General features: G+C 40.9%; 20 protein-coding genes. 17 read left to right on the top strand and 3 right to left on the bottom strand.

Going from position 1 to position 21,664, the window contains the following annotated elements:
• The first annotated feature begins 57 nt into the window (after positions 1-57).
• On the top strand, positions 58-2,457 hold the full coding sequence (locus AC3ISE_RS08040) for a putative bifunctional diguanylate cyclase/phosphodiesterase (protein ID WP_489223791.1): 2,400 nt from the start codon (positions 58-60) through the stop codon (positions 2,455-2,457).
• A gap of 50 nt (positions 2,458-2,507) precedes the next feature.
• Here AC3ISE_RS08040 and AC3ISE_RS08045 read toward each other — a convergent pair whose 3' ends face one another.
• Together AC3ISE_RS08045 and AC3ISE_RS08050 are read right to left on the bottom strand one after the other, a co-directional pair.
• Complete coding sequence (locus tag AC3ISE_RS08045) at positions 2,508-3,317, bottom strand: Cof-type HAD-IIB family hydrolase (protein WP_489223792.1); 810 nt, start codon at positions 3,315-3,317, stop codon at positions 2,508-2,510.
• 169 nt (positions 3,318-3,486) lie between these two features.
• Positions 3,487-3,906 carry a hypothetical protein gene (locus AC3ISE_RS08050; RefSeq protein ID WP_489223793.1) on the bottom strand — a complete coding sequence of 140 codons (420 nt, stop codon included), beginning with the start codon at positions 3,904-3,906 and terminating at the stop codon, positions 3,487-3,489.
• Positions 3,907-4,042: 136 nt separating this feature from the next.
• Between AC3ISE_RS08050 and AC3ISE_RS08055 the strand changes: the two genes are divergently transcribed.
• The 13 genes from AC3ISE_RS08055 (at position 4,043) to AC3ISE_RS08115 (ending at position 17,319) form a co-directional block, all read left to right on the top strand.
• Positions 4,043-4,432 carry a DUF6843 domain-containing protein gene (locus AC3ISE_RS08055; RefSeq protein ID WP_489223794.1) on the top strand — a complete coding sequence of 130 codons (390 nt, stop codon included), beginning with the start codon at positions 4,043-4,045 and terminating at the stop codon, positions 4,430-4,432.
• A gap of 384 nt (positions 4,433-4,816) precedes the next feature.
• Positions 4,817-5,659 (top strand): glucose PTS transporter transcription antiterminator GlcT, encoded by an 843-nt coding sequence (gene glcT / locus AC3ISE_RS08060; RefSeq protein WP_489223795.1) that lies wholly within the window; start codon positions 4,817-4,819, stop codon positions 5,657-5,659.
• Between the two features lie 225 nt (positions 5,660-5,884).
• On the top strand, positions 5,885-7,981 hold the full coding sequence (ptsG, locus tag AC3ISE_RS08065; RefSeq protein ID WP_489223796.1) for a glucose-specific PTS transporter subunit IIBC: 2,097 nt from the start codon (positions 5,885-5,887) through the stop codon (positions 7,979-7,981).
• A gap of 99 nt (positions 7,982-8,080) precedes the next feature.
• Positions 8,081-8,347, top strand: a complete 267-nt coding sequence (locus AC3ISE_RS08070) for a phosphocarrier protein HPr (RefSeq protein ID WP_029281636.1) — start codon at positions 8,081-8,083, stop codon at positions 8,345-8,347.
• On the top strand, positions 8,347-10,062 hold the full coding sequence (gene ptsP, locus AC3ISE_RS08075; RefSeq protein ID WP_489223797.1) for a phosphoenolpyruvate--protein phosphotransferase: 1,716 nt from the start codon (positions 8,347-8,349) through the stop codon (positions 10,060-10,062). Before AC3ISE_RS08070 ends, ptsP begins: the two co-directional genes overlap by 1 nt.
• A 148-nt stretch (positions 10,063-10,210) precedes the next feature.
• A complete protein-coding gene (locus AC3ISE_RS08080; protein ID WP_489223798.1) occupies positions 10,211-11,749 on the top strand; it encodes an ATP-binding protein in 1,539 nt (512 codons plus the stop codon).
• Positions 11,750-11,787: 38 nt separating this feature from the next.
• A complete protein-coding gene (locus tag AC3ISE_RS08085; protein WP_070876746.1) occupies positions 11,788-12,030 on the top strand; it encodes a transcriptional regulator SplA domain-containing protein in 243 nt (80 codons plus the stop codon).
• A gap of 713 nt (positions 12,031-12,743) precedes the next feature.
• Positions 12,744-13,772: a spore photoproduct lyase gene (gene splB, locus AC3ISE_RS08090; RefSeq protein ID WP_133311437.1), complete on the top strand. Its 1,029-nt coding sequence runs from the start codon at positions 12,744-12,746 to the stop codon at positions 13,770-13,772.
• 339 nt (positions 13,773-14,111) lie between these two features.
• On the top strand, positions 14,112-14,897 hold the full coding sequence (locus AC3ISE_RS08095) for an SDR family oxidoreductase (RefSeq protein WP_489223799.1): 786 nt from the start codon (positions 14,112-14,114) through the stop codon (positions 14,895-14,897).
• Positions 14,898-14,974: 77 nt separating this feature from the next.
• A complete protein-coding gene (locus AC3ISE_RS08100) occupies positions 14,975-15,448 on the top strand; it encodes a hypothetical protein (RefSeq protein WP_489223800.1) in 474 nt (157 codons plus the stop codon).
• Positions 15,445-15,945, top strand: a complete 501-nt coding sequence (locus AC3ISE_RS08105; RefSeq protein WP_489223801.1) for a hypothetical protein — start codon at positions 15,445-15,447, stop codon at positions 15,943-15,945. Before AC3ISE_RS08100 ends, AC3ISE_RS08105 begins: the two co-directional genes overlap by 4 nt.
• Positions 15,946-15,973: 28 nt before the next feature.
• A complete protein-coding gene (locus tag AC3ISE_RS08110) occupies positions 15,974-16,849 on the top strand; it encodes an NAD(P)-dependent oxidoreductase (protein WP_489223802.1) in 876 nt (291 codons plus the stop codon).
• Entirely contained in the window at positions 16,837-17,319 is a 483-nt protein-coding gene (locus AC3ISE_RS08115; protein ID WP_489223803.1) for a GNAT family N-acetyltransferase, read from the top strand. The genes AC3ISE_RS08110 and AC3ISE_RS08115 overlap by 13 nt, the downstream gene beginning before the upstream one ends.
• Positions 17,320-17,401: 82 nt before the next feature.
• Here the strand turns inward: AC3ISE_RS08115 and AC3ISE_RS08120 are convergent, their stop codons facing one another.
• Positions 17,402-18,163 carry a CAP domain-containing protein gene (locus AC3ISE_RS08120; protein ID WP_489223804.1) on the bottom strand — a complete coding sequence of 254 codons (762 nt, stop codon included), beginning with the start codon at positions 18,161-18,163 and terminating at the stop codon, positions 17,402-17,404.
• 384 nt (positions 18,164-18,547) lie between these two features.
• Between AC3ISE_RS08120 and AC3ISE_RS08125 the strand changes: the two genes are divergently transcribed.
• The 3 genes from AC3ISE_RS08125 (at position 18,548) to AC3ISE_RS08135 (ending at position 21,655) form a co-directional block, all read left to right on the top strand.
• The gene (locus AC3ISE_RS08125; protein WP_489223805.1) at positions 18,548-20,665 is read left to right on the top strand and encodes a peptidoglycan D,D-transpeptidase FtsI family protein; all 2,118 of its coding nucleotides are present in this window, start codon (positions 18,548-18,550) and stop codon (positions 20,663-20,665) included.
• A 103-nt stretch (positions 20,666-20,768) separates the two neighbouring features.
• A complete protein-coding gene (locus AC3ISE_RS08130) occupies positions 20,769-21,428 on the top strand; it encodes a carboxymuconolactone decarboxylase family protein (protein WP_489223806.1) in 660 nt (219 codons plus the stop codon).
• Positions 21,429-21,481: 53 nt separating this feature from the next.
• Positions 21,482-21,655 (top strand): hypothetical protein, encoded by a 174-nt coding sequence (locus AC3ISE_RS08135; protein WP_489223807.1) that lies wholly within the window; start codon positions 21,482-21,484, stop codon positions 21,653-21,655.
• Positions 21,656-21,664 lie beyond the last annotated feature (9 nt).

The raw sequence follows: 21,664 nt of genomic DNA on the forward strand, positions 1-21,664 counted from the left end.
ATTCCCCCTTCAACATCTTTAATTTTGTTCGATATAAGAGATAAGGGGGAGTTTTGATTGTTTAACTTGAATGCAGATTTGTTTTTAATGTTCCTTGTTCTCGTTCAATCGGTTATCAGTTATCACCTGACGCCGGTGTTCACAACTATATACAGTCGTAAAACTCAAGATAAACAGCCCACACTCATAGGAGTCCTCAGTTTAACCCTTGGTTTCTTGTTTTGGCTGACTCACCTGCTTGCCATTTGGTCCGTTCATTTGGAAATAACGCTTCAGCAGCCTTTCCTTTACTTTCTGGTTAGCTATGCAGTTTGCAGTGCTGTTGCTTTTTTCTCCATAAGAACTGGAGGCATCCCATCAATGAGCTCAAAAGGCTATTTTATAACGGGATGCAGTATGTCTCTTGGAATTATTTTGGTTGATTTTATCGGCTATGCACTATTATTTCACGGTCAGATTGAAGTGAAGCCGCTGCTGATTTTCTTTGCTTCGCTTTTGTCTGCGGCATTCAGTTTTTCTGCGCTAAGACTATTATTAATCGCTTTAGAGGACGGTTTGATTAATCATCGCCGGGCGAAATACTACCGGACAGCAGGAAGCATCATTGGGGGAGTATCACTTGCAGGTATTCCATATGTGATCATGACTTCAGTTATAGACTATCAGCTTGCAGATGACGGACCGTATCACTATTTGCTTCCTTTTCTATTTGTCTTTTTATTGAACCTTATTCTTACATTTATTCCTGACCTGTACAGCCATACAATGATGAATGAACAGTCTGAGCGGATTAATGAAAAGGAAGAGAGGTTTCGCTCATTGTTTCATCACAGTCCTGATGGAGTGATATCAACTGACCTGCATGGAGTCATTACTTCCGTCAACAAAGTAGCCGCAGCCATGACCCAGCTGCCGGAAAAGAATATGATCGGACTAAGTTTTCTGACTTTAATAAGAGAAGCGGATCATCAAAAAGCTTTATTTTACTTTTCTGAAATTGTTAAAGGGGACTTCAGTGAAAATGAACTGTCTGTTTCCCTGCAGAGTAAAAATGGAGAAACACTTGATGTTTTAATTACAGCAGTAAGGCAAGTTGTTAATCATAAAGTTGTAGGAGTATATGGCGTTGTAAAAGACGTCACTGAAAGCAAAAAAGCTCAGAACCGCATCAATTATCTGGCCTTTCATGATGAGCTGACAGGACTTCCAAATCGCAGGTTCTTTATTCAGAAGCTTTCAGATTTAAAGGCAGAAAATCAGGCCTTTGCTATATTAAATCTGGATTTTGACCGCTTCAAACGGCTTAATGATTTATTTGGGCATGCTTTCGGTGACCTGGTGCTTGTAAAGATAGCAGAAAGACTTACATCCGTTCTCCCCGAAAAGTCCATTCTTTCAAGACTTGGCGGTGATGAGTTCAGCATTATTTTGCTTTCTGATGATTATGAGGCAGCAAATGAAACGGCAAATGATATTGTTCATCATTTCCGCTTGCCGATGAAGATCAGGGAAAATGACTGTTTAGTTACCGCAAGCATTGGAATCGCCCATTATCCTTCACACAGCACTGACGCTGAAATGCTGATGAAATTCGCGGATATTGCAATGTACGATGTAAAAATGAACGGTTCGAACAGTTTCGGCATCTATAAGCCCGAAATGAATGATAAATTAATTGAAAAAATAAGGATTGAAAATGAATTGCGCAAAGCTCTTCAATATAAAGAACTCAGCGTTTATTTTCAGCCGAAGTTCAAAGAAAACCTAGCTACGGTCATTGGTGCAGAGGCTTTGGTCAGATGGAAGCATGCCGAGCTTGGTTTTATATCACCAGCTACTTTTATTCCGATTGCGGAAGAGACAGGTTTGATTTTTGAGCTGGAACGTTTTGTCCTTGGTGAAGTTGCAAGCCATGTACAGACATGGGAAAGTGAGAACCTGAATTTCGGCCGGGTTTCAATTAATATCTCACACCTCCATCTCTACCAGGATGACTTGATTCAAACCATTGATGAGATTCTGTCTTCTTATCAAATTCATGCTTCAAGTCTTGAGCTTGAAATCACAGAAACCGCTATGATGGATAATGAGCTTGAGGCGAACAAGAAATTATCTATGCTGAGGAGCAGGGGAATTGAGATAAGCATGGATGATTTTGGAACGGGCTACAGCTCTCTGAGTTATTTGCAGAAGCTCAGCATCGACAGGCTGAAAATCGACCAATCGTTTATAAGAGAAATGGAACAGCATAATGGAAACGAAGCGATCGTCTCTATGATCATTTCGATGGCGAATCACCTTGAACTGAAAGTGATTGCTGAAGGTGTTGAAACGAAAACACAAAAGGATCTTCTTGCAAAATTAGGTTGCCTTGAATTTCAGGGATACCTTGGCGGAAGACCGATTCCTGCAGAGGAATTTTCAAATATGTATTTATCAGGCAGCAAAGCTGTATAGGATAAAACAGAAAAAGGGCGACTTGATCGCCCTTTTTGTTCTGTCTTTTATTAAGCTTTTATCTGCAGCTGCTTTTTGTTCATTTCTATAACTTTCTTAATGGCTTCCCCTACAGAGGAGGCAGTATATGCGGCTTCCTTTTTCACTTCTGGGAGAGCATCTTCCATGGCAAAACTGTGAGGGGTCATATTGAACATGGGAATATCATTAAATGAGTCGCCAATGCAGGCAACCTCTTCGGGCTTTATTCCGAGGTGTTCAATTAGCATCATAAGTGCGTTTCCCTTGCTTATGTTTTTAGGCATGACATCCAGGCACTGCTTATCGGATATGTAGGTCTCTATTGTATCAGGATGACGTTCCTGCAATGTTTTCTGCAGCTCAGAAATGGCTTCATATTCACCTAAAATAGAAATTTTAGATGCTTTGACATCTTGGCCAAGAGCATGAAGGAGATTGACGTTCTCTTCAATTGGAGAGAACATTCTCGATTCAATGCCCGTGATGACTTCATCACGGCGTTCTGTATAATTTTTGCTGTAATCCGCGATAATGGTGATTAAGTCTGTAGAACGGACTTGTTCAAACACTTCTTTAGCAATCACATTTTCAAAGGTGAGCGCATGCAGCGATTCATCTTGATCTGTATTGATGAAAGCTCCATTTTGACTGATTCGATGATACTTTTCCCCGACCATCGTCAAAATTTCTCCAATCTCCACATCCATTCTTCCGGAAGCTAAACATACATCCACGCCATTTTTCTTTAATTCTTTAAGAGCGGAAATATCCTGCTCCGTCACTTTTTTTTCGAAGCTTAATAATGTTCCATCAAGATCACTTACAAATAGTTTTATCATTTCTGATCTCCTCCTTGATGAATCTCTCTGCGGGGGGTTCCCCTGACTTGTCTCATTATAGGGTTAGATCCCAGACGGTGCAATTGATTCGTCTGGTGCAGTTTGGGGTTGAAGAAATCTAATCAGGCCTCGCCCGTGAAAAGCGAAGCCCGATAGTCCGGTAAAGCCCCTACTGAATACCAAGTGTCTGAATCAGATTTTTAGGATCGTATGATATTTCAAAAAATAACGGCTTGTTTTCATCTGTAAACAAAATGAGTCTCGGAGAATCCTCTTTGCTGTAGACAATCATACCTTCAGAGACGATTCCGTCATACCATTTGTTTTTCACTTTAAGTGATTCTGAAGGCTGAATTAAAATCAAATACCCTTTCTTTGGCAGGGGATTCACTTTTACTGTAATTCCCTTCATTGACTGAATGGCCATTTTCAGTTCATTCGTAAAATAAGCGGAAGAAGGAAGATCTTTCACCACGTCGCCTGTTTCAACGTCAATTACTTTGACGGCCTTAGCTTGTGCACTTCCTTCATGAATAGGCAAATAAAGAAAAAAAATCAGGAGACAGATACATACTTTTTTTAGCTTCATATCAACACCTCACACTTACTTTCCCCAATTAGAAACAGTCAACATCTGGTATAAATTACAAGCTTGAATCATGAAGGGATAGAATCAGAACATTAGTTGATGCTAACGAATAATTCATTCATTGGGAGGAAGTAAGATGAAAAGATTTGTGATGATTTTAACAGCTGCTTTTTTCCTTGCGGGGTGCCCAAAACAGCAGGATGAGTCTCAGCGCACATTCTTAATCCCGGAAGGTTATACAGGGTGGGTTACGGTTCATAACGATCCTTCTGCAGAGGAAAAGAAAGAGTACAAAGTGAATAAAGAAGGAGAGACATCTGTTAACGAAAAAAATATCCACGATGGCTGGGCTGCCACAAACTATTTTTACGTCGATGAAAAAGGGGAACGAAAAGAGCTTTCACCGGGAAAAATGATTCACGGGGCCTCAAGCGGGGATGAAACCGGCAAAGACGGAGAAGCTTACTTTTTTGTAGGAGATAAAAAAAAGTTTGAGACGACCGAATATGTGCCAGAAGATCAATAAATCTTTTATTTATTGGCTCTATAAATATTGTTGCTATTGGATTAAATGTTAAAAACCTTTAGTGGATTGCAGCGGAAGGAACTTGACTCCTGCGGGAAATAGAGCAAAATGGGAGACCCCACAGGCAAAGCCGAGGAGGCTCCCATGCTCCCCGCGGAAAGCAAGTTCCTGCAGCGGAAAGTAACGGCCATCATTCATAGTCAAAACCAACAATCTATGCTAAAACAGCCTTGCAAAAAGCCCGCCAAATAAATTTGCATCGTTAGCAGAAATTGGATCTATTTCTTCCTTTAGGATCCAAGCTTGAGTATTTCGCAGTTGACGTAATCGCATGCTATTATGTACGATATGAAGCATTGAGAGATAAAAGGAGCTGAGGATTTCGTGAAGGAGTCCTTTACAATAAAAAAGGTTTTAAATAATAATGTACTTATTGCCGATCATGATACATATGAAGAGGTTGTTCTGATTGGAAAGGGCATAGGGTTCGGGAAGAAACGCGGAGACATGATGCAGGAGGATTCGTATGAGAAAATGTTTGTTCTTACGAATCAAAAAGAGCAGGAACAATTTAAAATGCTCCTTCCTTTTGTCGATGAAGACATGATTGAGGTTGTCAGTGATGTCATCCATTTTATTGCCGAGCGGGTAGAACTGCCATTAAATGAACATATTCATATTGCGCTGATTGATCATATTACATTTGCGATTAAAAGGCTTCAAAAAGGGATGGACATTAAAAATCCGTTTCTGATTGAAACAAAAACGCTTTATCCTAATGAATTTTTAATTGCTGAAGAAGTTATTGATATGATTAATGACAGGCTTAAGGTGAACTTGCCGGAAGGGGAAATAGGGTTTATTGCCCTTCATATTCACAGCGCGATCACGAATAAGCCGATAGCAGATGTCAATCAGTTTTCACAGCTGATTAATCAGCTGGTAGGTGTCATTGAAGATTCAATGAAGATAAAAGTGAATCATGACAGCGTCAATTATTTGCGGCTTGTCCGCCACTTAAGATACACGATTGAAAGGGTTCTTTCCGGTGAAACAGTTGAAGAACCAGAAAAATTCACTTTATTGTTGAAAAAAGAATATCCGCTATGCTACAATACATCTTGGAAAATGATAAAAGTGATGCAGCAATTTCTGAAAAAACCAGTCTATGAAGCTGAGGCTGTTTATCTTACCTTGCATTTATACCGTTTAACAAACAAAACTTAATGAGAAAAGTACCTTACGTGTTACTGATACGATCAGGCATGAGTGAACAAGTACGTGTTGAAACCGGCAATTAGGGGGAATATACCCTTTGTGCGCGGTCGTCCTTGTTGCACCATGCTTTTTTTGTTGTTCTTTTTAGGTGAGAAATGTAAACGCTTGTAATTTGCTTTCATGTTTTTTTTGCTTGCTGCTTACACAAACTATTTTTACAAGGAGGTCATACACATGTTTAAAAATTTATTTGGAGTACTCCAAAAAATTGGTAAAGCTCTTATGCTTCCAGTAGCGATTTTGCCTGCTGCAGGTATCCTGCTTGCATTCGGTAATGCCATGCAAAATCCGGAGCTTACATCAAAAGTGCCATTCTTAACAAATGAAATTGTACAGCTGATCGCAAAAGTAATGGAATCATCAGGGGACATTGTTTTTGCAAATCTGCCGCTTCTTTTTGCAGTCGGCGTAGCAATTGGCCTTGCCAATGGAGATGGAGTTGCAGGTCTTGCAGCGATCATCGGATACTTAATCATGAATGCAACAATGAGTGCTGTATTGCTTCAAACAGGAAAAATTCCAAGCGATGCTGTAGAGCTTGCACAATTCTTCCAGCAGCTTCATCCTGAATACGCGAGAGTCCTCGGCATGCCGACCTTGCAGACCGGAGTCTTTGGCGGTATTATCGTCGGGGTTCTCGGAGCATACATGTATAACAAATTCTTTAAAATTGAATTGCCGCAATACTTAGGTTTCTTTGCAGGAAAGCGTTTCGTTCCAATTATGACAGCTGTTTCTGCTGTAGCTTTAGGGTTAATCATGCTGTTTGTCTGGCCGCCAGTACAAAATGGATTAAACGCATTCTCAACAGGGCTGCTTGAATCCAATAAAACATTGGCAGCGTTCATTTTCGGTTTAATTGAACGTTCATTAATTCCTTTTGGTCTTCATCATATTTTCTACTCACCTTTCTGGTATGAGTTTGGAAACTACACAACTCAAGCAGGAGAAATTGTCCGCGGAGATCAGCGTATTTTCATGGCTCAAATTAAAGACGGCGCAGAATTAACGGCAGGTACATTTATGACAGGTAAATTCCCGTTCATGATGTTCGGTCTTCCTGCTGCTGCTCTTGCGATTTATCATGAAGCGAGACCTGAAAACAAAAAATTTGTTGCAGGCATCATGGGTTCAGCTGCTTTAACATCTTTCTTAACAGGGATTACAGAGCCGCTTGAATTCTCATTCTTATTCGTAGCACCAATTCTATTTGCCATCCATGCAGTGTTTGCAGGACTTTCATTTATGACCATGCAATTGCTGAATGTCAAAATCGGGATGACGTTCTCAGGCGGGGTCATTGACTACTTCCTGTTCGGTATCCTTCCTAACAGAACAGACTGGTGGCTTGTTATTCCGGTAGGTTTAGTATTCTCACTGATTTATTACTTCGGATTCCGTTTTGCCATCCGCAAGTTCAACCTTAAAACACCTGGACGCGAAGATGCACAGGAAGAAGATGATAATAAAGTTTCTGAAAGTGCAGGAGATCTTCCATATAACATCCTTGAATCACTTGGCGGAAGCTCAAACATCAAACACCTTGACGCATGTATCACTCGTCTGCGTGTAACAGTTAATGATGTAAAAGCAGTTGATAAAAACCGTTTGAAACGTTTAGGAGCAGCAGGTGTCCTTGAAGTTGGAAACAACATTCAGGCTATCTACGGACCTAAATCTGATAACTTAAAATCACAAATTCAAGACGTTATGTCAGGCAAAACGCCTCGTCCTGCGAAACCTGTTTCAGCTGAAAAAGAAGTGCAGGAGCAAGTCGAAGACGTTGTTGCTGAACCTATTAAAAACGAAGTAAGCGACTTTTCGTTCGTTTCTCCATTAACAGGTGACATTCACCCAATCACAGAAGTGCCTGATCAAGTGTTCTCAGGAAAAATGATGGGTGACGGAATTGCAATCACGCCAACAGACGGCACGATCGTTTCACCAGTAGACGGCAAAATCTTAAATGTTTTCCCTACTAAGCATGCAATCGGCCTTGAATCAGAAAGCGGCAACGAGATCTTGATTCATGTTGGAATTGATACTGTAAACCTTAAAGGGGAAGGCTTCGAAGCGTTTGTTAAAGAAGGTGACATTGTCACTAAAGGACAAAAACTGCTTCAAGTGAACTTAGATTTCGTTAAAGCTAATGCTCCATCTATCATGACGCCGATTGTCTTCACTAACTTAAACGAAGGCGAATCAATCGTGATTAAATCTTCCGGCAGCGTTAAAGCAGGAGAAGAGCATATCATTTCTATAGAAAAATAAAAGGAATGGAGTCGCATCACTTGTCAATCATGTGATGCGGCTGTTATGATAAGGTATTGTGTACTAGCTTTATTTAAATATGAAGGAGATTGATTAATTATGGCAGAGAAAACATTTAAAGTAACAGCAGAATCAGGAATCCACGCACGTCCGGCTACAGTGCTTGTTCAAACAGCAAGCAAGTTTGATGCAGATGTGAACTTAGCATATAACGGTAAAACAGTTAACTTGAAATCAATCATGGGCGTTATGTCTTTAGGTATCGCTAAAGATTCAGAAATCACGATTTCTGCAGCTGGTTCAGACGAAAACGATGCAATCGCAGCTCTTGAAGAAACAATGAAAAAAGAAGGCTTAGGCGAATAATGCTCGAATTAAGAGGGATTGGAGCTTCAGCTGGGATCGCGATTGCAAAAGCTTACCGCTTAGAAGAACCAGATCTTACAGTATCAAAAAAAGAAGTGGCAGATAAACCTGCTGAAGTCCTTCGTTTTGATGAAGCCATCCAAAAATCAAAATCAGAGCTTGAAAAAATTAAAGAGCATGCATTCAGAGAATTAGGTGCAGACAAAGCTGAAATTTTTGAAGCTCATATCTTAGTTTTAAGCGATCCAGAACTGCTTAATCCGGTTAAAGATAAAATCAGCAGCGAAGCAGTTAACGCTGAATTTGCAATGAAAGAAACAGCTGATATGTTTGTAAGTATGTTCGAGTCTATGGACAACGAATATATGAAAGAACGTGCAGCTGATATCCGTGACGTAACAAAACGCGTGATTGGACATTTGCTTGGCGTTGAAATTCCAAACCCGAGCATGATTTCTGAAGAAGTGATCATCGTTGCAGAAGATTTAACACCTTCTGATACGGCTCAGCTGAATCGTCAGTATGTATTAGGTTTTACAACTGATATCGGCGGCAGAACATCACATTCAGCGATCATGGCGCGTTCAATGGAAATTCCTGCTGTAGTAGGAACGAAAACAGCTACATCCGACATCAAAAATGGCGACATCGTCATCGTTGATGGAATCGATGGAGATGTAATCGTCAATCCTTCTGAGGATGTTATTGCAGGTTTTGAAAAGAAAAAAGCTCAATACGAAGTGCAAAAAGCGGAGTGGGCGAAGCTTGTAAATGAAGAAACGGTAACGAAAGACGGACAGCATGTTGAGCTTGCAGCCAATATCGGCACGCCTGACGATGTTCGCGGCGTTCTTGAGAACGGCGGAGAAGCAGTTGGTCTTTACCGTACTGAATTCCTTTACATGGGCCGTGATCAGCTTCCGACAGAAGATGAGCAGTTCGAAGCATACAAAGCTGTGCTTGAGCGCATGGAAGGCAAGCCTGTTGTTGTCCGCACCCTTGACATTGGCGGAGACAAAGAGCTTCCTTACTTGAATCTTCCGAAAGAAATGAATCCATTCCTTGGTTTCCGTGCGATCCGTCTTTGCTTAGAAGAGCAGGAAATCTTCCGCACTCAATTGCGTGCATTGCTTCGTGCCAGCACATTCGGCAACTTGAAAATCATGTTCCCGATGATTGCGGTTGTGGACGAGTTCAGACAGGCTAAAGCGATTCTTTTAGAAGAAAAAGCGAAGCTTGTAAGTGAAGGCGCTGAAGTTTCAGAGAACATTGAAATTGGAATGATGGTTGAAATTCCTTCAACTGCCGTTCTTGCAGATCAATTTGCTAAAGATGTTGATTTCTTCAGCATCGGAACAAATGACCTCATTCAATACACAATGGCTGCTGACCGTATGAACGAACGCGTATCATACCTGTACCAGCCATATAATCCTGCTATTCTTCGTCTTGTGACGCTTGTAATTGAAGCAGCTCACAAAGAAGGCAAATGGGTAGGAATGTGCGGAGAAATGGCTGGCGATCCGCTTGCGATTCCAGTTCTTCTTGGTTTAGGACTTGATGAGTTCTCTATGAGTGCTACATCGATCCTCCCAGCACGTTCACTTATTAAAAACCTTTCAAAAGAAGAAGCAGCAAGCTTCAAAGAAGAAATTCTTTCTATGAGCACAACAGAAGAAGTTGTTGAGTTTGTAAAAACGAAGTTCAATCTTTAAGTGAGAAAAGACCTGCATATGCAGGTCTTTTTTTATGGAAAAAGGACTTTTTCCCCGCTCGCAAATATGGATATCAACAATGTTTTCACATGTTTTACCCTTCTGTGGTAAAATAGTCTCGAATGCAGAAAGAATGGGGAAGATTTTTTTGGAACGGAACGAAAATCAAGTTGTCCGGAAAAAGCTGCTGCTGCAGTCTATGTGGATTATCTTTATCCTGGACGCTCTATTTATTTTATTTATTGAGAAAAGTTTAAAATATTATCCAATCGTCTTTGTTTTTGCAGTTATTCTATTGTGCTATACACTCATCCTTAGATTCATAAAGAAGGATTCTTTTTTTGTTTGGAGCTCGCTTGCTCTTATTTACTGTTATTTATTTGTTTTAAATTACACAGATCCATATATCGTCAATTTCATCTTCTTGCTGTTCCCCGTTATTTTCAGTGCTGTTTTTCAGAAAATGACCTACGTGGTTATAACAGGATTCATAACAATATGCAGCCAGTTTTACTTTTTTCTCGGCAGCTACGAAATTATTTCGACCTCCTTCGAGAGAATTGACGTCATGTATTACGTCTTCTTTGCCATTATTATTGTCGTTATCCTTTGCTACTATATTAAGTTTATCAATTTTCTATGGGGGAAGGTTCAGCGGCAAAATGAGATAATCTCACAAACCCTAAGGGCAACAGAAGCCAAATTTGACCTGATTTTTTCTCAAAGCCATGATGCCATTGCCATAATAGAGCCTGATCACACCGTCAGAGGAGTTAATCCGGCGTTCTTGAAGCTTTACGGCTGGAGTGAAAGGGAAATTATCGGGCGCAAATATCCCTATCCGTCCGGCAGCCAATCAGGAGTTTCTTCCCGAAGTGACAAGACAAAATCAGGCTCTGCAATAGAAGTGGAAGTAACAACAACTCCGCTGTACAGCCATGAAAACCAATTGATCGCTTTTTGTGAAATGATTCGGGATGTGACCGAAAAAAAAGCGGAAGAGGTTGCGCTGTTTCAGCAGGAAAAGCTTAAAGTAGCAGGTCAGATGGCTGCTGGAGTTGCACATGAAATCAGAAATCCCCTTACCGTCATTCAAGGCTTTCTTCAAATGATGGATGAAAAAAAGGAAATCATAGACCCGCATTATACAAAAATCATGCTGGAAGAACTGAAGCGCATGAACAGTATAGTCAGCGAATTCCTGATCCTTTCAAAACCGCAGGCCGTTCATGAGAAAGAAATAAATATGAGAAAGCTGATTGATTCCATGATCCGCTTTTTCGCTACCGAAAGCGCGCTGAAAAATGTTGGCATTGAGTTCAGGTGCAATGGGGAACTCCCTCCCGTTAAAGGAGATGAAAATCAGCTGAAGCAGGTGTTGATCAATCTGCTGAAAAATGCATTTGATGCCATGTCTGAAGGCGGAAAGATTGCTGTAGATGCTTATGCTGATCATGTTGATGTTAAAATAACCATCACAGACCAAGGGCCAGGCATTCCAGAAGATATGATCAGCCAAGTAACAAAACCTTTCTTTACCACAAAAGAAAAAGGAACAGGCTTAGGCCTTGTCATAACGGAAAAAATCATCCGCCAGCATAAGGGGAACTTAACGATCACAAGCCAAAAAGGTAAAGGAACAGCCGTCCTGATCACTTTTCCAGTATCACATTCACTAAAAAGGTGAAACTAACGTCATCAAGCGCAAAAGAAAGGTGATGCAAAGTGGAAAAGAAAGATGTAAATGCAGGGGACAAGGTGTATGTCATCTACCGCAATCCTCATGCTGCAAATGTAGCTAATATCCAGGAAGCTGAAGTGGTCGATCATCCGACAGAGCCAGGGCAAAAAGCTTTGTTTATTCATGATTCCTATCATTTATTAGATGAAGAAGACGCTATATTTCCGTCTTACTCAGAGGCGGAAGTTATGTATAATAAGTTATTTGATTATGAGCAGTATGAGTAGTTAACCTCCGCAGCCACCCAGGCTGCGGAGGTTTTTGATCATGACCGTGTTTTGAGATATTTCTGGACAATATATCAGACCGATCCTTACTTTTCACACTGGATCATGGTTTTGTGGAATCATAGATGGTCTTTGAGGCCACTTTTCACGCTGAATCAATGTTTTGTGGAATCATATACGGCCTTTGAGGACACTTTTCACGCTGAATCAATGTTTTGTGGAATCATATACGGCCTTTGAGGCCACTTTTCACGTTGAATCAATGTTTTGTGGAATCATATACGGCCTTTAAGGACATTTTTCACGTTGAATCAATGTTTTGTGGAATCATATACGGCCTTTGAGGACACTTTTCACTTTCAATCATGATTATGTGGAATCATAGATGGTCTTTGAGTACACATTCCACGCTGAATCATGGTTATGTGGAATCATAGATGGTCTTTGAGTACAATTTTCAGGCTGAATCATGGTTTTGTGGAATCATACACGACCTCCGCTTTTCGTGGTGTCTAGCTCCACCTCCTAGCCCCTCGGCCAGAACGGATCCGCCAGTAAAGGCAAAAAGCGCCTTTTCTGTCGGATCCTTATCTGTCTGTCGGGTCTGACCAGTCGGCTCCGCTTTTCTGTATAGGAAATATTTAAAAAGCATACGAACCATTTCCGAAACAAACCTTAAGGATATACCGTTTTGAACAAAAGGAAGTGACGTTATGGTAAAACCATTTGTGCCGCAGCTTGTCTATATTGAGCCGAGGGCGCTTGAATATCCTCTTGGAGTGGAGCTGAAAGAAAAATTCGAAAAGATGGGTCTTGAAATCAGGGAAACGACTTCACATAATCAGGTGCGGAATATTCCCGGAAAGAATGACCTGCAGAAATACCGGAATGCAAAATCCACTCTCGTTGTAGGGGTGCGCAAAACGCTAAAATTTGATTCTTCCAAACCATCTGCTGAATATGCCATTCCTCTTGCGACAGGCTGCATGGGGCACTGTCATTACTGTTATCTGCAGACAACAATGGGCTCTAAACCTTATATCCGGACATACGTGAATACAGAAGAAATTTTTCAGCAGGCACAGGAATATATGGATGAACGAAACCCTCAGATCACAAGGTTTGAAGCTTCGTGTACGTCTGATATTGTTGGAATCGATCATTTAACTCATTCGTTAAAAAGAGCGATTGAATTCTTCGGGAATTCGGACATGGGGCGCTTGCGTTTTGTTACGAAGTTTCATCATGTGGATCATTTGCTGGATGCCGATCATAAAGGGAAAACTCGTTTTCGTTTCAGCATCAATGCGGATTATGTCATTAAAAATTTTGAACCTGGCACCTCACCGCTTGATAAGCGTTTAGAAGCAGCCGTCAAAGTAGCAGGGGCAGGATACCCGCTCGGTTTTATCGTAGCGCCTATATATATTCATGAAGGATGGCGTGAAGGATATTACGAATTATTTTCAAAGCTTGATCAGCTTCTCCCTCCTGAAGCTCGTGATGACATTACATTCGAAATGATACAGCACCGTTTTACTAAACCAGCCAAGCGTGTTATTGAAAAAAACTATCCGAAATCCAAGCTTGAAATGAATGAAGATGACCGCCGGTACAAATGGGGAAGATATGGAATCGGCAAATACATTTATCAAAAGGATGAGGAAGCGGATCTAAGAGAAACTCTGGAGACGTATATTGACGACTTCTTTCCAAATGCGAAGATTGAATACTTCACCTAATTTTATTTTCACAAAGATTGTTGTTTTAATGATAAATGTTGTCCGTTCCTTTCCGCTCCAGGAACTTGCTTTCTGCGGGGAGGGTGGGAGTCTCCTCGGCGTTGCCTGCGGGGTCTCCCATTTCCCTCTATTTTCCCGCAGGAGTCAAGTTCCTTCCGCTGCAATCCACTGAGGGTCTTAAATATCTAGTTTTAAAATAACAAAATTTACGAAAAGAGCCTTACCTAAAAACAAGGGGTGTCCATCCCTTGTTTTTTCTATTTTCTGAATCCTTATTAAAGCAAAATACATTCAGTCCTGTTACTATAAAAATAAGAAAAAATAAGGGGAGTGTTAGTAATGGAACTCGGATTAAAAGGAAAAGTGGCACTTGTTGCAGCATCAAGTCAGGGATTGGGACGGGCTATTGCTGAAGAACTTGTAAAAGAAGGCGCACATGTCATGATTACAAGCAGAAACCCTGATAAGCTTCATAAGGTGAAAGAAGAACTTTCTGAAAAATATTCAGGTCTCGTTGAATATAAAGCCTGCGATTTATCAAATGCAGATGAGATTAATCAGCTCATAGAAGAAACGGTGAAGCGCTTTGGAACAATTGATCTGCTCGTGAACAATGCAGGCGGGCCGCCTTCAGGCCTTTTTGAGCAAATGAGTGATGAGGACTGGCAAAAATCGTTTGAATTAAATCTTTTAAGCCATGTTCGGCTTATCCGGTCAGTGATTCCATATATGAGAGGCAAGGGAGGGAAAATTGTAAACATCGCCAGTTCCTCCGTAAAAGAACCAATACCAGGATTAATCTTATCGAATACATTCCGGCTTGGAATTGTCGGTCTTACAAAGACCCTTGCATCAGAGCTTGCCCCATATAAAATTTTGATCAATACAGCGGCACCAGGCAGAATTGCAACGGACAGAGTTGCTTCTTTAGATCAGGCAGCAGCGGACAGACAGGGCATCAGCGTCAGTGAGGTGGAAGAAGAAGCGAAGCGCAAAATTCCTTCAGGCCGTTACGGAAAACCATCCGAATTTGCTGCGTATGTTCTTTTCCTGCTCTCAGATGCCAACAGCTATATGACAGGCCAGACACATTTAATTGACGGAGGAATGGTGAAATCCGTATAGGCACGTAAATCTGTATATAAATAGCTTGCAGGAAGTACACTAAACAAGAGAATTTAAAGCTAAGGGTGGCATAAATAATGGCGATTGTCTTCGCTGTGATCTTGGTCTGGTTTGCAATTCATTTGTTTGTGTATTTTCCAAAAAAATTAAATCATTTAGAATCGGTCTTCGTTTTTATGATTTTGTCGATTGCAAATAACGCGTTTTGTTCCATCATTACTGTGAATTTGGGATGGGCATCGGCTTATGAAACACCTACTGCCTTAACGGTCATTATTTTACAGAGAATTATCATTATTCCCCTTCTGTTTCTAATGGTCGTCCATGTGAATTTTATGTTGAAAAGGACAGCCGCAAAACTCGTCCTCCTGCTATTTTCTATTACTTTGATCATATCGATGGAGGAGCTTTGTTCTTATTTTCGCGTAATGAACTATGAAGAAAATAGATGGCTGATTCCTGTTATCCACTCTGCTCTGCTCTATTTTTCAGGGATTATAGGTCTCTGCTTATTCCGGCCGATCCTGAAAAAGGGGGTCACTATGAGATGAAGGATTTCATAAATGAGCTCTATATTATCATTACTTTAGCAGCAGGATTATTCTTAGCTGTTAAGCTTCCAAAAAAGTTTCCGGCTTCTGTTACGATTCTTATTTTCACATTCAGTGCCTTTATTGGACTGACGGCCGACCATATTCTAGCGATTCCGCCTTATGATATTTATGATGTAAATGATTCTCCGAAATTTGAGGTCTGGGATTTTATTTACTACAGCATGTATGGATTTTTTGGCTACTTTTTTCTCTATCTCTATCAGCATTGGAGAATCAGGGGCATCATTACGATTGTCTATATCATTATCTGGTCGGTGTTTTCTGTTTTTTATGAATGGATTGCTGTTTTAGTCGGTATTTTTGATTTCAGCAAAGGATATAAAATGCAATATTCCTTTCCGGTTTATCTCTTTATTCAAACGTTCTTTATCATTTTTTTTCATTTTGTCATCAAAGAATATGATAAGCTAAAAGAAAAGTCTTCCATTGTCTAGATGGGCTTTTTGATTGGAGAGGATCTGCATGACTGAGAAAAAAGGTGTAGTCGGTTTTATCGGAACTGGCGTAATGGGGAAAAGCATGGCAGGGCATCTGCTGCGCGACGGATATCCGGTGCTTGTCTATACAAGAACGAAAGAAAAAGCAGCTGAGCTGATAGAAGCAGGTGCAGTCTGGAAAGAAACAATTGAAGAACTTGCTTCACAATCGGACTATATCATAACGATGGTCGGCTATCCATCTGATGTTGAAGAAATTTATTTAGGCGAAAAAGGCATTTTGCGCTCTGCAAAAGAAGGTACATATGTCATTGATATGACTACCTCAAAGCCTAGTCTTGCAAAAGAGATCTATGAACTTGCCAAGCAGCGCAAGATCCATGCTTTGGATGCACCTGTTTCAGGCGGGGATGTCGGGGCAAGAGAAGCAAGATTATCCATCATGGCTGGCGGAGATCAACAAGCGTTTGAAGCCTGCATGCCGATTTTTTCTGTGATGGGACAAAATATAGTCTATCAGGGAGAAGCAGGCAGCGGGCAGCATACGAAAATGTGCAATCAAATTGCGATTGCAGCAGGCATGATCGGTGTCAGTGAAGCGATAGCTTATGCGGAGCACGCCGGCCTCGATCCTGAAAATGTCTTAAAAAGCATATCAGCAGGTGCAGCAGGCAGCTGGTCACTGAGCAACCTTGCTCCGAGAATGCTGAAAGGGGACTTTGATCCAGGATTCTATGTAAAGCATTTCTTAAAGGACATGGGCATTGCCATTGAAGAGGCGGAAACGATGAAAATGGATGCGCCAGGCTTAACCCTCGCTCATTCCCTTTACACGGAGCTTCAGAAAAAAGGCGAAGGTGACAGCGGGACACAGGCTCTATACAAGCTATGGAAATCGTAATCAGAAAGCTGCCTTGCAAGAGTGGAGCACCGATGGATCTTTTGCTCGAGGCAGACCCTTCTGAACAAAATATAAACCAATATCTCAAAAAAGGGTTCATTTATCTTGCGGAGCATGAGAAGAAAACAGCAGGAGTGCTTGTGCTGATGCAGATTGGAGATTCATCTATGGAAATAATGAATCTTGCGGTTAATGACCATTTTAGAGGAAAAGGGATAGCGAAAAAACTGATCGCTCATGCAAAGCAAGTATGTGCTGATCAAAATATCGCATACCTTGAAATTGGTACCGGAAACTCAAGCTTAAATCAGCTTGCTCTTTACCAAAAATGTGGATTCCGCATGGAAAAAGTAATTGGAAATTACTTCATTGATCATTACGAAGAACCAATTTTTGAGAATGGAATCCAGTGCATGGATATGGTCAGGCTGAAAATGAACATAAGAAAAGCGGAAGCGCCTGGAATTTAGGCGATGGAGCTAGACATAAAAAAATCTTAAAACAAAAAAAGATAGCTAGAATTCTCTAGCTATCTCGTAATATGAAAATCTATTATTTACCGATGAACATTTGAGTCCAGTAGTTGCCTTCAGCTACATGGCCTACACCAATGTGAGTGAAGTCTCCGTTCATGATGTTTTTACGGTGGCCTTCAGAGTTCATCCATGCTTGTACAACTTCTTCTGGTGAAGCTTGTCCTTTAGCAATGTTTTCTCCAGCAGTAGTGTACTCAACGCCAAACTTCTTCATCATGTCAAATGGTGATCCGTAAGTTGGGCTGTTGTGGTCAAAATAGTTTTTGCTTTGCATGTCTTTTGATTTTTCTTTAGCTACTTTGCTTAATTCTTCATCTAATTGAAGTGGTTTTAAGCCTTGTTTTTCACGCTCTGCGTTTGTTAATTCAACTACTTTTTTCTCGAATTCACTTACAGATGCCTGTGTTTGCTCTTGCTTTGGAGCTGCTTCTTTAGAAGCTTCTGGCTGTGCTTGCTTAGCTGGTGCCGGTGCTGCTTCTTGTTTTGGAGCTTCAGCTTGCTCTTGTTGTTGTGGTGCTTGCGCTGCAGCATCGCCTTGCTGTGCTTTAAATTGGTTTAATTGCTGCTCAACCATTTTTTGAAGCTCAGGATTGTTGATGTTCTTTAATAGATCTTGTTGTTGATCTTGATTTAAATTGCAGTTTTGGCCAGCAATTTGGTAAGCTTTTACTTGCATATTTGATTGCTGTGGAGCTGCTGCATCCGCTGATGGGCCCCCAGCATTAAATGTGAAAATAGTGGCTGCTGCCGCTACTGAAAGTACGATAGATTTCTTCATGAAAAAATTCCTCCTAAGAGTTTTTTTTGTGTGTTTCTTGCTACAACAACATCGTAACATACGATTTTCGTAATAAAGCAGGCATTGCTTTCCATTGACAGATTGCAGACTTTTATTCTATGTAACTTACATTAAGTAAGCGTTAACAAACCATTATTATCACTAGTTTTATAGCATCAAGAATAGAATGCTCCCCATTCTCTGCCGCCGAAAAATCTTCCTATTTATATCCAGTGGTACTAACTTTTTCATTGAATTGTTTCTTGACATAAATTTAATTCCCTTTTTTATGTAACAAGTATTACACAAGTGTTACAATAGAATTTGAAAAACGTTAAAATGATCTCATAACCGAAGATCGATTTTGAAAGGGGAATAAATTCGTTGACTGAGCCAGGTAATAGTCAAGCTGATCTGCGAAAATTGAAGAAAACACGTTTAATCCGCATCAATGTTTTCTTTTTCTTTGTGTTTTTACTTTTCGTAGCGCTAATCATTCGGCTGGGTGTTGTTCAAATTGTTCAGGGTGAGGAATTTTCAAAGGAAGTCAGCCGCACTGAGTCAAACTATGCAAGCTTTCCTGCACCGCGCGGAAAGATGTATGACCGGAACGGAAATGTTCTTGTTGAAAACATTGGTGTTGAGGCCATCACATATACAGTAGAAAAAACAACGAAAGCATCAGATAAAATTGAAACAGCAAAAGTACTTGCATCTCTCATTGAAATTCCAACCGAATTTTTAAAAGACAGAGATTTAAAAGACTATTGGGTTGCTGCAAACCCTGAAGAAGCAGCAAACCTTCTTAAAGAGAAGGAAAAAGAGAAGAAGGGGAGCGAAACGTATCAGCTTCAAATTGATCGTGTCCCTGAAACTGAGCTGACCAAACTAAAAAGCGATAAAAACGAACTGGAAGTAGTCGCCTTATATACACGTTTCTCGGCTGGCTATGCCTACGAGCCTCAGATTGTCACAGCTACAGGTCTGACGGAAGGGGAAGAGCTGACAAAAGAAGAACTGACTCGTGTAGCAGAAAATCTTGAACTTCTCCCGGGAATCGATGTCATTACCGACTGGAAGCGTTCATATCCGAATGGAGATCTTTTAACCGGCATTTTCGGAAGTGTTACGACTCCTAAGCAGGGAATTCTGGAAGCAAGAAAGTCCTATTACACAGCGCGCGGCTATGCAAGAAATGAACGCGTGGGCCGAAGCAATCTTGAATATCAATATGAAGACTATCTGAATCCGCGCAAAGCGAAAGTGCAATATGTAACCGACAGCAGCGGCAAGGTCATTTCAGAAACGATGATCGATGAGGGCCGCCGCGGCTATGACCTGAAATTGTCCTTTGATCTTGAACTGCAAAAGCAGCTGGATACGATTGTAGAAGAAGAGCTTAGAGTGGCTCGGGGCAAAACGGGAAATCATCTTGCAGACAGAGCATTTGCCGTGATGATGGATCCAAATACGGGTGACGTTCTTGCGATGTCTGGCAAGAAGTATGATTTTGAAGATGGAAAAATTAATGATTATATAATCGGTAATTTTACTTCTCAGTATGAAATCGGATCTACCATTAAAGGGGCTACAGTTTTAGCGGGATATCAGAATGGAATGTCGCGCGGAACTGTATATAATGATACGCCGTTATTAATAAAAGGCACTAAACCAAAAAAATCAGTACGCAACATGGGGCCTGTTAATGATATTACTGCACTCAAAAGAAGTTCCAACGTCTATATGTTCAGAGTTGCTTACGATATAGCAGGTGAAACGTATATTCCTAATAGGACATTCAATGCATCTGCAGCTGACTTTCAGAAAATGAGAAATTACTACAGTCAATTTGGTCTGGGAGTTCCAACAGGTATTGATTTGCCTAATGAAGCAACAGGTCAGCAAGTAACTCCACCAAACGATGGTATCCTGCTAAATATGGCTATCGGCCAGTTCGATACCTATACACCGCTTCAAATGGCGCAATATGTATCAGCTATTGCTAACGGAGGCTATCGTGTAGAACCGAGAATCGTGACGAGCATCCATTCACCAGTAGAAGAAAATGAGCTTGGTTCGATTGTAACCGAGCATGAAACGCGGATTTTAAATCGCGTCAATAATTCAGAAGAAGACATTCGCCAAGTTCAACGGGGCTTTGAAGCTGTTACGGAAACGGGCGGAACTGCAGCAGGCATCTTTGGGAAATACGATGTAGCCGGAAAAACGGGAACTTCTCAGACAAGCTATTATGGAGAGCAAAGCAAACGCGCATACTGGGGAACAGAAACAAATAACCTTGCGTTTGTTGGATATTATCCTGCCTCAAAACCTGAGGTCGCAATCAGTGTGATTGTTCCCTACACAGGAAAAACAGCTTCTCATCCAGTAAACAAATACATCGCAAAACGAGCAATCGAAGCATTCGCAAACCTCGAACCAAAAGATCCGAATGCTGTACCGGAACCACCTGCAGAAACTGAAGAAAATACAGAAGAATAAGCAAGACTTGAGCTTTCCTAAATAGGGAAGCTTTTTTTTGTTTTATGAGTAACACATTATATAGTAGGAAAAAATAATCCCATCATCAGAAATGAGGGATAATATGGGGTTTTATTCAATCGATAACATCCAGCTCATGAAGAGGTTTCCCGAGCTTGCGCCCGAGCTTTATCAATCATATATTGCCTTCAGCAAAGCAGTTTTGAGCGATGGCCATTTAACAAGAAAGGAAAAAGAAATCATTGCAGTTGCTGTTTCACATGCAACTGAATGTCCTTACTGCATTGATTTCCATACAAAAAAAGCGAAAAAAGCAGGAGCGTCACTCGAGGAATTGTTTGAAGCTGTGATGGTTGCAGCTGCTATTGAAGCAGGCGGCGCCTATGCTCACCGTACTCAAATGCATCGTGCTTACGACGGCAAGCTTGCAGAATCATTTTACAGCAGAGATGATTTAGCAAACATCAATACATTACAGGACCTTTCTCCTGAAATACAGCAGACAGCAAGGGCATTTTTTTCAAAAGCTTCAGAGGAAGGAAAGCTTACCGCTAAGCTGAAGCAATTAATCGCTGTTGCTGTTGCGCATACATCTGAATGTCCTTATTGCATTGCGGCGCATACCGCTGATGCCAAAAATGAAGGCTGTTCAAAGGAAGAACTGGCGGAAGCTGTTATGACAGCAGCCCTGCTCAGATCAGGCGGCGCTGTTACACATGCTGTTAATATGCTGAAGTCTTATGAGCAAAGCAGTGAAGAATAGCCGCACCATGAGTTGAAAACACTAAGGATAATCTATGATAAGGAGTGAATGAAATGTCAAAAACGAACAAAAACGATGCCAATCAAAAAAACAAAAAAGGCTTCGACTCAAGTAAAGTTGACTCTGAATTCAGCGGGGAATTCGGCAGTGCAGCAGCCAACCTTGCCCATAAAGAAAAAGCAAAAAAAGAAAAAGCAGCCAAAAACTTCGGCGAATATAAAGAATAATACGAGGCC

The sequence above is a fragment of the Metabacillus sp. KH_069 genome (assembly GCF_057838075.1).

Excerpts from the sequence above, each read along its gene's own strand:
- AC3ISE_RS08050 (WP_489223793.1), bottom strand. The coding sequence starts at position 3,906 with ATGAAGCTAAAAAAAGTATGTATCTGTCTCCTGATTTTTTTTCTTTAT.
- AC3ISE_RS08120 (WP_489223804.1), bottom strand. The coding sequence starts at position 18,163 with ATGAAGAAATCTATCGTACTTTCAGTAGCGGCAGCAGCCACTATTTTC.
- AC3ISE_RS08100 (WP_489223800.1), top strand. The coding sequence starts at position 14,975 with ATGGCGATTGTCTTCGCTGTGATCTTGGTCTGGTTTGCAATTCATTTG.
- AC3ISE_RS08110 (WP_489223802.1), top strand. The coding sequence starts at position 15,974 with ATGACTGAGAAAAAAGGTGTAGTCGGTTTTATCGGAACTGGCGTAATG.
- AC3ISE_RS08045 (WP_489223792.1), bottom strand. The coding sequence starts at position 3,317 with ATGATAAAACTATTTGTAAGTGATCTTGATGGAACATTATTAAGCTTC.
- AC3ISE_RS08115 (WP_489223803.1), top strand. The coding sequence starts at position 16,837 with ATGGAAATCGTAATCAGAAAGCTGCCTTGCAAGAGTGGAGCACCGATG.
- AC3ISE_RS08130 (WP_489223806.1), top strand. The coding sequence starts at position 20,769 with ATGGGGTTTTATTCAATCGATAACATCCAGCTCATGAAGAGGTTTCCC.
- ptsG (WP_489223796.1), top strand. The coding sequence starts at position 5,885 with ATGTTTAAAAATTTATTTGGAGTACTCCAAAAAATTGGTAAAGCTCTT.
- AC3ISE_RS08105 (WP_489223801.1), top strand. The coding sequence starts at position 15,445 with ATGAAGGATTTCATAAATGAGCTCTATATTATCATTACTTTAGCAGCA.
- splB (WP_133311437.1), top strand. The coding sequence starts at position 12,744 with ATGGTAAAACCATTTGTGCCGCAGCTTGTCTATATTGAGCCGAGGGCG.
- AC3ISE_RS08135 (WP_489223807.1), top strand. The coding sequence starts at position 21,482 with ATGTCAAAAACGAACAAAAACGATGCCAATCAAAAAAACAAAAAAGGC.
- AC3ISE_RS08095 (WP_489223799.1), top strand. The coding sequence starts at position 14,112 with ATGGAACTCGGATTAAAAGGAAAAGTGGCACTTGTTGCAGCATCAAGT.
- AC3ISE_RS08070 (WP_029281636.1), top strand. The coding sequence starts at position 8,081 with ATGGCAGAGAAAACATTTAAAGTAACAGCAGAATCAGGAATCCACGCA.
- ptsP (WP_489223797.1), top strand. The coding sequence starts at position 8,347 with ATGCTCGAATTAAGAGGGATTGGAGCTTCAGCTGGGATCGCGATTGCA.
- AC3ISE_RS08055 (WP_489223794.1), top strand. The coding sequence starts at position 4,043 with ATGAAAAGATTTGTGATGATTTTAACAGCTGCTTTTTTCCTTGCGGGG.